Below are 13,113 nucleotides of genomic sequence, written 5' to 3' on the forward strand. Positions count from 1 at the left end.
CTGCGGAGTGTTTGACTGTGTCGGCCCGGCAACGACGACGAAGGAATGTGCCGAATGAGTTCGATCGCCGGTGACACCACCACCGCTACGACCCCGCTGTCCCGCATTGCCGCAGCCACCGAGGGTCTCGAATCTCCTTCGGCAGCAGTCGATCTGACAGCTCTCGATGCCAATGCTGCAGCACTGCGCGCCCGCGCGAACGGTGTACCGATCAGGATCGCCAGCAAGTCGGTGCGGTGCCGAGCCGTGTTGAATCGGGTCCTCGCGGCGCAGGGTGTATCCGGAGTGATGGCCTATTCGCTGCGCGAAGCGATCTGGTTGGCGCGGGACGGCGTCGACGACATTCTGATGGGGTACCCGACGGTCGATCGAACGGCGCTCGCCGAGGTGGTCAACGACCGCGTGCTGTCGGGGCGCATCACGTTGATGGTCGATGACGTCGCGCAACTGGACCTCGTCCGAGACGCCGCTCGGAGCGACCTGCTCAAGCCCCGCATCTGTATCGACGTGGACGCATCGTTGCGGGTGGGGCCGCTGCACATCGGGGTCAGGCGCTCTCCGCTTCGGGATCCGGAGCAGGTGGCGCAGTTCGCCCGTCAGGCTCGCTCGCGGGGGTTCCGGGTGGTGGGGTTGATGTTCTACGAGGCGCAGATCGCCGGTGTTCCCGACGCCAACGTCGCTGTCGAGCTGATGAAGTCGCTGTCGTCTCGTGAGATCGGTGCGCGGAGAACAGCAGTGGTGGACGCCGTGACCGCGGCGATCGGGCCGCTCGAGATCGTCAACAGCGGTGGTACCGGGTCGATCGATTTCTCTGCCGCGGATCCGGCCGTCACCGAGGTCACCGCGGGTTCGGGTCTGTTCGCGCCGACCCTGTTCGATCGGTATCGCGCGTTCTCGGCCGAACCCTCGCTGTTCTTCGCACTGCCGGTGGTGCGCAAGCCGACTCCGCGGATCGCCACCGCGTTCGGCGGCGGCTACATCGCGTCGGGCCCGGCGTCCTGGTCGCGATCACCCCGACCGGTGGGCTGGTCCAGGAGGGCAGCGGGCGTTGTCGCGTCGGGCCTGAAACTGCTGCGCAACGAGGGCGCGGGGGAGGTGCAGACCCCGGTGAGCGGCGCCGAGGAGGTGCGCATCGGCGATCGAATCTGGTTCCGCCACGCCAAGGCCGGGGAGTTGTGCGAGCGGTTCGACACCCTGACTCTGGTGCATTCCGACGGATCGGTCGACGCCGTTCCCACCTACCGCGGCGAGGGTATGGCGTTCGGCTGACGTGCGTTCTCGCACAACCGCATGAACGTGCCGAGCGTGACGAGTCCGTCCGGGGTCGACGGCAGATAGTGGGTCAGCGCGCGCGAGCGCACCAGGATCGCGGCCCACTGACCGCGGGAGATGGCGACGTTGAGTCTGTTGCGCGACAACAGAAATCCCATTCCCCGGGGCACGTCCTCGATGGCCGACGCTGCCATGGAGATGAGGACCACGGGCGCTTGACGGCCCTGGAATTTGTCGACGGTTCCCACCGACACCTCGTCGAGCCCGGCGGCTGCGAGTTGCTCGACGATGACGGCGACCTGCGCGTTGTAGGCCGCGACCACCAGAAAGTCGGACTGCTGCATCGGTCGCGGGTCGCTGCCGTGTGCGGGGTCCACCCACGGCCGACCGAGCAACGACCGGACCCGCGTGACGATCTCGTCGGCTTCCTCGATCGAGTCGGTGGAATTGCCGTGGTGGTCCAGAAGGACGACGTGCAGGCCCGGTTCCAGACCCGACAGCGAACGTGACTGTGTCACATGCTTGTTCGATTCGAGCTTGCCCTCGTACGACAGCGTCGACACCGGCGCGCACAGATCCGGATGCATCCGCCACGTCGTCGCCAGGAAGTAGCCGCGGTCGGCGGGCAGGGTGGCGTGCCCGGTCGTCAGCCATCCGAGGGCCGATTCGTCGACGGGCTCGGGGTGGGTGCCCTGACTGACCTGGGGGAGCTGCGCCGGGTCGCCGAGAAGCAGCAGATTGCGCGCCGATACCGAGACCGCGATGGTGTTGGCGAGGGAGAACTGACCGGCCTCGTCGACGACGAGTAGATCGAGGGAGCCGGGTGGTATTCGGCCGGGGTTGGAGAAATCCCAAGCGGTGCCGCCGATGACGCAGCCCTCGTCGGCCTCGGTGACGAAGTGCGAGTATCCGGCGATGTCCACGACGGTGTGCGCGGTCGGGGCCTTCTTGCCCACTTTCGAGGCGTCGACCCCGGCCCCGACGATGGTGTCGAGCAGGTTGTTCACCACGTGATGCGACTGGCCGACCACCCCGATCCGCCAGTGATGGGTGTTCACCAGGTGTTCGATGACGCGCGCCGCCGTGTAGGTCTTCCCGGTGCCGGGCGGGCCCTGCACCGCGACGTACGAATGGTCGAGATCGAGCAGCGCGGCCGTGATCGCGTGTGCGTAGTCGTTGTCGTGGACCGCAGGAAGGCCGGAGCCGGAACGGGTTCGAGGCGTCGAGCGCATCAGCAGATCGGCGACGGCAGTTCGCGGCAGTTCCGGCAACCCGCCGAGAACCTCGGTTGCGACGGAGACGATCGCCTGCTCGAGATGCTTGGTGTTCGGCGGCGGCTCGGGGGCGGTGGCAACCGGGAAATCGGTGTACTCCTCCACGCCCTTGCGTAGATTCTCTTGTACGACAACCACATCCAGGGTTCCCTCGTACCCGGTCTGCACGATCTCGACCGATGTGGTGGCCCGATGCGTCGGTTGCTGCTTCGTCAACCCCTCCGGCGCCGGGTTCTCGTACAGCAGCTTCACCTTCGAGCCGGACAGCACGCCGTTGCTCAGGTGCCCGACCAGTTTGACCTGACGACGCAGCACCCGTTGTCCGGGTGCAGTTTTCATCCAGTCGTGCACCAGCTCGGCGCGCTCGACCTTCAATACGTCCGCGGCGTCGGCCCATTCGTCGAGCGGATGGGTCAGACGGTCGTAGTGGCCCCACCAGAACGGCTTGTTCTCTCGTCGGTGATATCCGATGGCACCGGCGAACAATCCGAGCGCGTGCTGCGTCGGCGTGCGATCCCACGGCAGTCCGGAGTGCTCGGCCAGTTCGAGTTCGAGTGGGGTCGCGGTGCGGTCGACGACCTCCTCGAGGTCCAGCTGCTGCGGCGACCGCGGTGCCACTCCAGCGTCCGACGCCCGATCGAGCAGCCAATCACGCAGTCGCAGTGTCGATTCGCAGTCGGTGCGGTTGTACTCGGCAATGTCGGCGAGCAGAGCTGCCGCCTCGGCGTCCTTGCCTCGGTCGCGCAGTTCGCACCAGTGCGCGTATTCGACGATCGACGCCGCCGCGTCGGTGACGTCTCCGTCACGGGCCGCGGGCATGTACAGCGGTTCGAGTTTCTTGATGCTGTACGAGCGGGCACCGATCCGAACAGCCGACCGCACGACGGGGTAGAGGTCCACCAGAACGTTCTCTCGCAGCAGATCGTCGACGGCGTCCTCGCCCACCCCGTACCGGCCGGCCAGCCGCAGCAGAGCCGTCTTCTCGTACGGCGCATAGTGATACACGTGCATCTTCGGATACTCGACTCGGCGGGCGGCGACGTAGTCGAGGAAGTCGATGAGCGCACGACGTTCCTGCGCACGGTCGTGCGCCCAGAACGGCAGGAAGTCGCCGTCCGCGGTGTAGACGCCGAACAGGTACTCGAGACCCCAGTCGGACGAACCGGATTCCGCGTACAGCGGATCTCCCTCGAAGTCGAAGAAGATGTCCCCGTCGTCGGGCTCGGGAATCACCCCCAGTGCCTCGGCGTCGAAGATCTCGAATTCGGCTGCCCCGCTGCGCTCTTGGCGTACCTGCAAGGCCGCCTGCGACCGCAGGTTCTCCAGTGTCCGGGAGGACATGCCGTCCACCGGGGTACTCGACTCGGCGAGCTCGTCGATCGATGAAATACCTGCGTCCAGTAGGCGGTCCCTGGTGCTGCCGCGCATGCCGGCGACGAGCACCAGATCGCGATGCTGCTCCACCTCGGCGGTGCAGGCATCGCACTGCCCGCATCCCGAATACCGCGGATCGAACCACTCGACGACGGAGCCCTCGGCGTGATGCTCGTCGAGAATGTGCTGCAGGTGTGCTCTCGACTGCCGGTAGACCGGAAGAATGTCGGCCAGCGCGTGCGCGGAGTCGCTGCCGTCGCCGAGCATCAGATGCACCTGTTCGCTCGGAGTGATACCCCCGGCCTGCAGCGCGTCGGCGTACGCGGCCAACTGCAGCAGCGCCGGCACCTTTGCATGTCTCGACAGTTTCGTGTCGTAGACGGTGTAACGAGAACCGTCGGCAACCAAGAAGTCGCAGAAACCGAGAAACCGTCCGTCGAAGAAGGTGGCCTGGTACAGCACCGGCGTGCGTGAGGTCAGGGCAGTGAAGGTCTCCGACGCCGCGTCCGCCAGTTCCTGTGCGGTGCGGCCCGGTCGGTCCATGGTCAGGACGCCACCGGGAAAACGCTGCTCGAACGCCTCGAGTTGGCGTCGTTCGTGCTCGAATCCGAGCGTGGACGTGCGGTCGAGCATCGGGTCGGCTGCGACGCTCTGCCGGGGGATCAGGCCGGTGACAGCGTCCAGTCGTCGGAGCAGGCCGAATTCGCAGGACGCCGCCGCGGCGAGGTCGCTGGCGCTGTAGACGACCTGATCGCCGAGGAGGAACACAAGCGTCCACCCTAGCGACCCGCGACAGCGGCACCGGTCACGTTGCGCGCGGAAGCCGGCGGGAACAGGCAAAATGATCCAATGCCTTTTTTCGACGGAGCCACCGGTGCTGTCCACTATCGAACCTGGACCGTCGCCGACGCTCGATTCGGTCTCGTTTTCCTGCACGGTCTCGGCCAGAACAGCGCCCATTACCACCGCTTCGCGCGGCTGCTGAACGAGCGTGGGGTGGACGTGTGGGCGGTCGATCACGTGGGGCACGGCCTGACCGAGGGTGAACTGACCGACGCAGCACAGATCCCCGGTCTCGCCCAGAACGCGCTGCAGTTGATCGACATCGCCGAGGCCGAGCACCCCGAGCTGTCGTTCGCCCTGATGGGCCACTCGCTCGGTGCCGCGACGGCCATCGCAGCGCTGGGTGCGCATCCCGAGGCCGTCCGATGCGCAATCCTGTGCGGCACGCCCAAGTCCGTGACCGGTTCTGTCGACGACCTGTCCGACAACGTCATCCCGTTGCTGGCCGTGCACGGCGTCGACGATCGTCTGGCACCGGTCGATGCCGTGCGTGAATGGATCGGACGCGTTCCGCAGGCGAGCCTGCGCGAGTTCGAGGACGGCGGACACGATCTGCTGCACGAAAAGATTCACCAGGCCGTGACCACGGTGGTCGCCGAATTCCTCGACGATCACATGCACTGACGACCACATGCACTGACGATCACATGCTGTACGACGAAGGGCCCGACGCGATTGCTCGCGTCGGGCCCTTCGGCACTCGTGCTGGGAGATCTACGAGTAGATGGCCTCGATGTCGCTGCCACGTTCGGTGTGGATGATGTTGCGCTTGAGCTTCATCGTGGGAGTCAGCTCGCCGGTCTCGACGGTGAAGTCGTTCTCGAGGATCGTGTACTTCTTGATCTGCTCGGGGTTGGAGACCTTCTTGTTGGCCTCGGCCACGGCCTTGTCGATCTCGGCGACGAGGTCGGCGTTCTTCGACAGCTCCGAGAACGGGATGTCGGCAGCGAGGTTGTGGCGTTCGAGCCAGCCCGGCATTGCTTCGGGGTCAAGGGTGATGAGCGCACCGATGAACGGCTTTGCGTCACCGACGACGAGGCACTGGCTGATGATCGCGTTGGCGCGCAGCGCGTCCTCGAGCACCGCGGGGGCGACGTTCTTGCCGCCTGCGGTGACGATGATTTCCTTCTTGCGGCCGGTGATCGAGACGAAGCCTTCCTGGTCGATCGAGCCGAGGTCGCCGGTGTGGAACCAGCCGTCGACGATCGCTTCGGCAGTGGCCTTCTCGTTGTGCCAGTAGCCGCTGAACACCACCGGCCCCTTGAGCAGCAGTTCGCCGTCTTCGGCGACCTTGACCGCATGGCCGTCGATGGGCTTGCCGACGGTGCCCACGCGCTGTTCCTTGGTGGTGTTGACGGTGACGGCCGCGCTGGTCTCGGTCAGTCCGTAGCCCTCGTAGACCGGTACCCCTGCGCCGCGGAAGAAGTGGCCGAGGCGAGCGCCGAGGGGGCCGCCGCCCGAGACCGCACGATCGCAGTTGCCGCCGAGCGCAGCCCGCAACTTGGAGTAGACGAGCTTGTCGAAGACGGTGTGCTTGAGGTTGAGGACCAGGCCTGCGCCGCCCTTCTCCTGGGCCTCGCTCCACTCGATGGCCGTCGCGGCGGCCTTGTCGAAGATGCTGCCCTTGCCGCCGTCGTGTGCCTTCTGCTTGGCCGAGTTGTAGACCTTCTCGAACACGCGCGGCACCGACAGAATGAAGTTCGGCTTGAAGACGGCGAACTGATCCACCAGGGTCGATACGTCCGAGGTGTGGCCCACGGTCACCTTCGACTCGAACGAGCCGAACGACACCGCGCGGGCGAACACGTGCGCCATCGGCAGGAACATCAAGGTGCGGTTGCCCTCGCGCATGGAGTCGTGCAGCGCGATCTGGGTGGCCTGGACCTCGGCGTAGAAGTTCGCGTGTGTCAGCTGCACACCCTTGGGGCGGCCGGTGGTGCCCGAGGTGTAGATCAGGGTCGCGGGGGAGGCGGCAGTGACCTGGTGTCGACGGGTATGGACGTCCTCGTCGCTGACTCCTGCGCCGCGCGTGGTCAGTTCGTCGATGGCTCCGCCGTCGATCTGGAGTACCTCACGCAAGTCGGCGGCCCCGTCGGTGACGTCCTTCAGGTTCGAGACGTGCGACGCGGTCTCGACGATCAGCAGCTTGGTCGCGGAGTCCTCGAGGATCCACTGCGCCTGATCTGCAGACGAGGTCTCGTAGATCGCGACGGTGCATCCGCCGGCGGTCCAGATGGCGTAGTCCAGGACGACCCACTCGTAGCGGGTCGCGCTGAGAATGGCGACGCGGTCGCCGAGTTCGACGCCCGACGCGATCAGGCCCTTGGCCACCGCGGTGACCTCTTTGGCGAACTGACCCGCGGTGACATCGGTCCAGGTGCCGTTCACCAGGCGCTGGAACGGGACGAAGTTCGGTGCTTCCTTCTGGTACCGGAAGACGGTGTCGGCCATGGATGCGTCGTCGGGAATGGTGAATGACGCCGGCACAGAATATTCGCGCACTGCTGGACCCCTTACGGATAAATAGCGTGGTAGTTGTGCATTTCATCACACCCGAGTCCGTAACGCACCACCGAGGTTGTCCGCTTTGTGAATTTTCGGTCGTTTTTCGGGGGAGGTGAGTGTGACTCGGGGTACAACATAACGGTGTCCGGTCGTGTGTCTCCGTCGGGTCGCCCTTGCAGGGCCGTGTGTGCGTGCCCCCATCACCGCTGTTTTCGTCACCTGATCAGCGCAGAAGGAGTCGCGGGGGCCGGGCAGGTACTAAACTCGGGTGTATATGAGCACTTCAGAATCTGATCAGGATGCCGCCGTGACGTCTGACGAGACGAGTTCCTCCCCTCCCGTCCACGCAGGTGAGTCTTCTTCGACAGCGGATGACGACATCACTTTTGCCGATCTCGGAATAGACGAGCGGGTCCTGAAGGCCCTGCGCGACGTCGGATACGAGAGCCCGTCGCCCATCCAGGCGGCCACCATCCCGCCGTTGATGGCGGGCAATGACGTCGTCGGCCTTGCGCAGACCGGAACGGGTAAGACCGCTGCGTTCGCAGTGCCGATCCTGTCCCGTCTCGACGTCTCGCGTCGGACGCCGCAGGCGCTGGTGCTGGCACCGACCCGCGAGCTCGCGCTGCAGGTGGCCGAGGCGTTCGGCAAGTACGCCACCCACATCCCGGGTCTGCACATTCTGCCCATCTACGGCGGCCAGGCCTACGGGATCCAGCTGTCCGGCCTGCGCAAGGGTGCGCAGATCATCGTCGGCACCCCGGGTCGCGTCATCGACCACCTCGAGAAGGGCACGCTCGACCTGTCCGGGCTCGAGTACCTCGTGCTCGATGAGGCCGACGAGATGCTCAAGATGGGGTTCCAGGAGGACGTGGAGCGCATCCTCTCCGACACTCCCGAGTACAAGCAGGTCGCGTTGTTCTCGGCCACGATGCCGGCCGCGATTCGCAAGATCTCCAAGCAGTACCTGCACGATCCAGTGGAGATCACCGTCAAGACCAAGACGTCGACGGCACCGAACATCACGCAGCGATACGTGCAGGTGGCGCATCAGCGCAAGCTCGAGGCGCTCACTCGAATCTTCGAGGTCGAAGAGTTCGAGGCCATGATCATGTTCGTGCGCACCAAGCAGGCCACCGAAGAGCTTGCCGAGAAGTTGCGCGCCCGGGGATTCTCCGCCGCCGCGATCAACGGCGACATCGTGCAGGCACAGCGTGAGCGCACCATCGGCCAGCTCAAGAACGGCCAGATCGACATTCTGGTGGCCACCGACGTTGCGGCTCGTGGTCTCGACGTCGACCGCATCTCGCACGTCATCAACTACGACATCCCGCACGACACCGAGTCCTACGTGCACCGCATCGGTCGTACCGGCCGCGCGGGTCGCGCCGGTCAGGCTCTGCTGTTCGTCGCGCCCCGGGAGCGTCACCTGCTCAAGGCCATCGAGCGCGCGACGCGGCAGCCCATCACCGAGATGCAGCTCCCCAGCGTCGACGACGTCAATGCGCAACGCGTGACGAAGTTCAAGGACTCCATCACCGAGAGCCTCGGCAACGAGAATCTGGCGCTGTTCCGCCGTCTCATCGAGGACTACGAGCGCGAGCACGACGTGCCGCTGGTCGACATCGCAGCAGCGCTGGCCATCCAGTCGCGCGACGGCGAAGCCTTCCTGCTCAAGCCCGAGCCGCCTGCCCCGCCGCGGGCACCCCGCGAGCCTCGGGAGCCGCGGCCACCGCGGACGTTCGACGAGGATGCGGCCAGCTCGCACCACCGCAAGACCGGCCAGGAAATGGCGACGTACCGCATCAGCGTCGGTAAGCGTCATCACGTCGCTCCCGGTGCCATCGTCGGTGCCATCGCCAACGAAGGCGGTCTGCGTCGAAGCGACTTCGGGCACATCAGCATTCGTCCCGACCATTCGCTGGTCGAGTTGCCTGCCGACCTCGCCGACGAGACGGTCGAGGCGCTGCGCCGCACCCGCATCAGCGGCGTGTTGATTCAGCTGCAGCCCGACTCCGGTCCTCCCGGACGCAGTGGCGGTCCGCGCGGCGGCGGAAAGTTCAAGGGCAAGCGCTAGCACCACGTGCGCGGAACTTCGTAGCCCGCTACGAAGTTCCGCGCACGACCCGCCGGCTCGAGCGTTTGATGGCTCAGGCCCCGGGTATCCGCACGTGCATGACCAACGTCACTCTGCGTGTCAATGGAACCGATCGTGAGATCGACTGCGACACTCGATCCACTCTGCTCGACGCACTTCGCGAGAACCTGGATCTCGTCGGGGCCAAGAAGGGGTGCGACCACGGTCAGTGTGGTGCCTGCACCGTCCTGGTCGACGGCCGGCGAATCAACAGTTGCCTCACGTTCGCCGTCGCGCAGGTCGGGCGCGAGATCATCACGGTCGAGGGACTGTCCGACGGCGACACTCTGCATCCCGTGCAGCAGGCTTTCGTCGATCGTGACGCGTTCCAGTGCGGGTACTGCACGTCCGGGCAGATCTGCTCGGCGGTCGCGGTGATCGAGGAGGCGAAACAGGGCTGGCCCAGCGCGGTCACCAACGACCTCGAGGCCACCGATGTCGAACTCGACTCCGGCGAAGTGCGCGAACGCATGAGCGGCAACCTGTGCCGCTGCGGTGCGTACGCGAACATCGTTCCCGCAGTGCAGGACGCGTCATGAGAACCTTCGAATACCGAACCGCCACTGCGATCGACGACGCTCTCGAACGCCTGGCGGGGGACGAGAACGCAATGTTGCTCGGTGGCGGCACCAATCTGGTCGATCTGATGAAGCTGGGTGTGGCCGCACCATCGGCGTTGATCGATGTGACGCGATTGCCGTTGCACGACATCGACGTCGCCGACGACGGAGCGTTGCGGATCGGATCCGGGGTGTCCAACAGTGATCTCGCGGTGCATCCGGTTGTCCGCCAGCGGTATCCGGTGCTCTCGCGGGCAGTGCTGTCCGGGGCCTCGGGCCAGCTACGCAACATGGCCACCACCGGTGGAAACCTGTTCCAGCGCACCCGATGCGTCTACTTCATGGACGCATCCAAGCCGTGCAACAAGCGCGAACCCGGCTCGGGTTGTCCGGCACGTAACGGCGAGCATCGAAACCTCGCCATCCTCGGAGCCTCGTCGTCGTGCGTGGCGACGCATCCGTCCGACATGGCCGTCGCGCTGTCGGCTCTCGACGCGCGCATCGTCGTCCGCGGAGTCGACGGTGAACGGAAACTCGAGATGGACGAGTTCTACCGTTTGCCCGGCGATGATCCGACGCGGGACAACACTGTCGCCCGAGACGAAATCGTCACCGCCATCGAAATTCCGAAGGCTGCCGACGGCACTGTCTCGACGTATCGCAAGGTACGGGACAGGCAGTCGTACGCGTTCGCGGTCGCGTCCATCGGTGCTGTGCTCGACGTCGAGGACGGAATCGTACGTGGGGTGTCGATCGCGCTGGGCGGCGTCGCGCATCGACCGTGGCGGGCCCGAACCGCCGAACATGCACTGCTCGGAACCGCGCCCGACGAGGCGTCGTTCCGGGCTGCGATCACCGAGGAACTGCAGGCAGCAGAGCCCCTGCGAGACAACGCCTTCAAAGTTCCGCTGGTCACGAATCTGGTGACGCGCACTCTGGTGGAATTGGCAGAGCTGGGCACACACGAAGAGTTGGGAGATCGGTCATGACTGCGTCGATCGGCCAGTCGATTCAGCGCACCGAGTCCGTCGACAAGGTCACCGGCCGAGCGCGCTACGCCGCCGAGCAGCCGCCGATCGCCGGCCAGGTGTACGCATGGTACGTGCCCGCGACGGTTCCCGTCGGGACGGTCGAGAACGTTGAACTCGCTGACGGGGGCCCGGCGGTCCACGCGCTCCTGTGGCACGGCAACGCCGAGAAGCTGGGCGAGGTGGAAGATGCGGAACTGCATGTGCTGCAATCGGATTCCGTTGCTTACCGCGGCCAGATCGTGGCCGTCGTTCTGGCCGACACCCTCCAGGATGCCCGCGCGGCCTCTGCCCGAGTACAGGTGCGATACGCCGACGTTCGCTCACCCGACAACACCCTGAGCGCCGATCACAGCTCGCTGTATGCGCCCGAGTCCGTCAACGCGGGGTTCCCCACCGACGTCACGGTCGGTGATCCGGACGCTGCATTGACGACGGCCGAGCACGTCGTCGACAACTGGTACTCGACGGCTCCGATGCACAACAGTCCGATGGAACCGCATGCCACGACGGCTCAATGGTCCGATGGTGTACTCACGGTCTGGGATTCGACGCAGGCACCGTCGGGAGTTCAGGGGGATCTTGCCACGGCGTTCGGACTGGAACCCGCGAATGTTCGCGTGATTGCCGAGAACGTCGGCGGAGGCTTCGGAGCGAAGGGCAGTACTCGGCCCAACGCAGTTCTCGCTGCGATGGCGGCGCGAGCAACCGGCAAGACCGTCAAGCTGGTTCTGCCGAGGCAGGCCCTGTTCGATGTCGTCGGATACCGCACCCCGACCCTCAATCACGTTCGCCTCGGTGCGGATTCGAGTGGCAGGCTGCAGGCCATCGCTCACGATTCCTTCCAACAGACGAGCACGATCTTCGAGTTCTGTGAGCAGACGTCGGAATCGACCCGGCACATCTATGCCTCGCCCAACCGCGCCACAACGCATCGGCTCGCCGCGCTGGATGTCGGCACCCCGCGCTGGATGCGAGCCCCGGGTGAGGCACCCGGCATGTTTGCAGTCGAGACGGCGATCGACGAATTGGCAACGGCCACCGGAATCGATCCGATCGAGCTTCGGATCCGCAACGAACCCGACGTCGATCCCGCGAGTGGGAATCCGTTCAGCTCCCGCAGTGTGGTGCAGTGCCTGCGCGAGGGTGCCGAGCGATTCGGCTGGGACCGTCGAGACTCCACGCCGGGCCGACGCCGAGAAGGCAATACTCTGCTCGGAATGGGCGTCGCCACAGCGAGTTACCCGGTGCTGATCTCGCCGAGTACCGCGGCGGCTCGCGTCGAGCAGGACGGCACGATCACGGTGTCCGTCGCTGCATCCGACATCGGAACCGGTGCGCGGACCGTGCTGCGACAGATTGCCGCCGATGCGCTCGAGGTCGACGCGGATGCCGTCACACTGGAACTGGGCGACAGCGCTCTGCCCAAGGCCCCCGGTGCCGGTGGATCCTCGGGAACCTCCTCCTGGGGTTGGGCGGTCACCAAGGTCTGCACCGCATTGCGGGACCAGGGACCGTTGCAGCCGGGTAACTCCGCCGAGGCCGATACAACCGACGACGTCGAGGCCCAGAAAGAGTTGGCGCGCATGGCGTTCGGTGCCCAGTTCGCCGAGGTGGCAGTCGACGTCGACACCGGTGAAGTACGCGTGCGCCGGATGTTGGGGGTGTTCGGCATCGGGAAGGTGATGAATCCACGACTGGCCCGGTCGCAGCTCATCGGCGGCATGACGTTCGGACTCGGAATGGCGTTGATGGAGAGCGGCGTCGTCGATCACGAATTCGGCGGCTTCGCCAACCACGACCTCGCCGAGTACCACATCCCGGCCTGTGCGGACGTCACCGATCTCGAGGCCGTGTGGATCGAGGAGGTCGACACCGAGCTCGCACCGATGGGCGGTAAGGGAATCGGTGAGATCGGTGCGGTGGGCTCGTCGGCAGCTATCGGCAATGCGGTCTACAACGCCACCGGTGTCCGAGTCCGCGACCTCCCGATCACCCTGGACAAGGTGCTACCGCACCTCTAGAGCGTCGTCGCCGCATGTGAGTGGAAACTCGACCCCTGCTACGAAGTTCCACTCACCTGCCTCAACGGATTCGTTTCGCAGGCTCCACTCACAGGG

The 13,113-nt window shown here is 65.6% G+C and carries 8 protein-coding genes; 6 read left to right on the forward strand and 2 right to left on the reverse strand.

The genetic code is table 11. The annotated features are described in order from the left end of the window. Positions 1-54 precede the first annotated feature (54 nt). Positions 55-1,269 (forward strand): alanine racemase, encoded by a 1,215-nt coding sequence (locus CH268_RS21170; protein ID WP_094665804.1) that lies wholly within the window; start codon positions 55-57, stop codon positions 1,267-1,269. Here CH268_RS21170 and CH268_RS21175 read toward each other — a convergent pair. Then, positions 1,239-4,688 (reverse strand): TM0106 family RecB-like putative nuclease, encoded by a 3,450-nt coding sequence (locus CH268_RS21175; RefSeq protein WP_094665805.1) that lies wholly within the window; start codon positions 4,686-4,688, stop codon positions 1,239-1,241. The genes CH268_RS21170 and CH268_RS21175 overlap by 31 nt on opposite strands. An 81-nt stretch (positions 4,689-4,769) precedes the next feature. Between CH268_RS21175 and CH268_RS21180 the strand changes: the two genes are divergently transcribed. Continuing rightward, entirely contained in the window at positions 4,770-5,387 is a 618-nt protein-coding gene (locus tag CH268_RS21180; RefSeq protein WP_094665806.1) for an alpha/beta hydrolase, read from the forward strand. 90 nt (positions 5,388-5,477) lie between these two features. Here CH268_RS21180 and CH268_RS21185 read toward each other — a convergent pair whose 3' ends face one another. After that, on the reverse strand, positions 5,478-7,265 hold the full coding sequence (locus CH268_RS21185; protein ID WP_176458019.1) for an AMP-dependent synthetase/ligase: 1,788 nt from the start codon (positions 7,263-7,265) through the stop codon (positions 5,478-5,480). A 277-nt stretch (positions 7,266-7,542) separates the two neighbouring features. On the opposite strand from CH268_RS21185, the gene CH268_RS21190 reads away from it, so the two are divergent. The 4 genes from CH268_RS21190 to CH268_RS21205 all read left to right on the forward strand — a co-directional run bounded on the left by CH268_RS21190 (position 7,543) and on the right by CH268_RS21205 (position 13,017). After that, entirely contained in the window at positions 7,543-9,345 is a 1,803-nt protein-coding gene (locus CH268_RS21190; RefSeq protein ID WP_032364895.1) for a DEAD/DEAH box helicase, read from the forward strand. A 98-nt stretch (positions 9,346-9,443) separates the two neighbouring features. After that, the gene (locus CH268_RS21195) at positions 9,444-9,944 is read left to right on the forward strand and encodes a 2Fe-2S iron-sulfur cluster-binding protein (RefSeq protein WP_094665833.1); all 501 of its coding nucleotides are present in this window, start codon (positions 9,444-9,446) and stop codon (positions 9,942-9,944) included. Further along, positions 9,941-10,954, forward strand: coding sequence for an FAD binding domain-containing protein (locus CH268_RS21200; protein ID WP_094665808.1), 1,014 nt, complete (start codon positions 9,941-9,943; stop codon positions 10,952-10,954). The genes CH268_RS21195 and CH268_RS21200 overlap by 4 nt, the downstream gene beginning before the upstream one ends. Further along, entirely contained in the window at positions 10,951-13,017 is a 2,067-nt protein-coding gene (locus CH268_RS21205) for a xanthine dehydrogenase family protein molybdopterin-binding subunit (protein ID WP_094665809.1), read from the forward strand. The genes CH268_RS21200 and CH268_RS21205 overlap by 4 nt, the downstream gene beginning before the upstream one ends. Positions 13,018-13,113: the final 96 nt, after the last annotated feature.

This window comes from Rhodococcus sp. 06-1460-1B (assembly GCF_002258475.1).
In the GTDB taxonomy this organism is placed as follows: domain Bacteria; phylum Actinomycetota; class Actinomycetes; order Mycobacteriales; family Mycobacteriaceae; genus Rhodococcoides; species Rhodococcoides fascians.

Excerpts from the sequence above, each read along its gene's own strand:
- CH268_RS21190 (WP_032364895.1), top strand. The coding sequence starts at position 7,543 with ATGAGCACTTCAGAATCTGATCAGGATGCCGCCGTGACGTCTGACGAG.
- CH268_RS21170 (WP_094665804.1), top strand. The coding sequence starts at position 55 with ATGAGTTCGATCGCCGGTGACACCACCACCGCTACGACCCCGCTGTCC.
- CH268_RS21195 (WP_094665833.1), top strand. The coding sequence starts at position 9,444 with ATGACCAACGTCACTCTGCGTGTCAATGGAACCGATCGTGAGATCGAC.
- CH268_RS21205 (WP_094665809.1), top strand. The coding sequence starts at position 10,951 with ATGACTGCGTCGATCGGCCAGTCGATTCAGCGCACCGAGTCCGTCGAC.
- CH268_RS21200 (WP_094665808.1), top strand. The coding sequence starts at position 9,941 with ATGAGAACCTTCGAATACCGAACCGCCACTGCGATCGACGACGCTCTC.
- CH268_RS21180 (WP_094665806.1), top strand. The coding sequence starts at position 4,770 with ATGCCTTTTTTCGACGGAGCCACCGGTGCTGTCCACTATCGAACCTGG.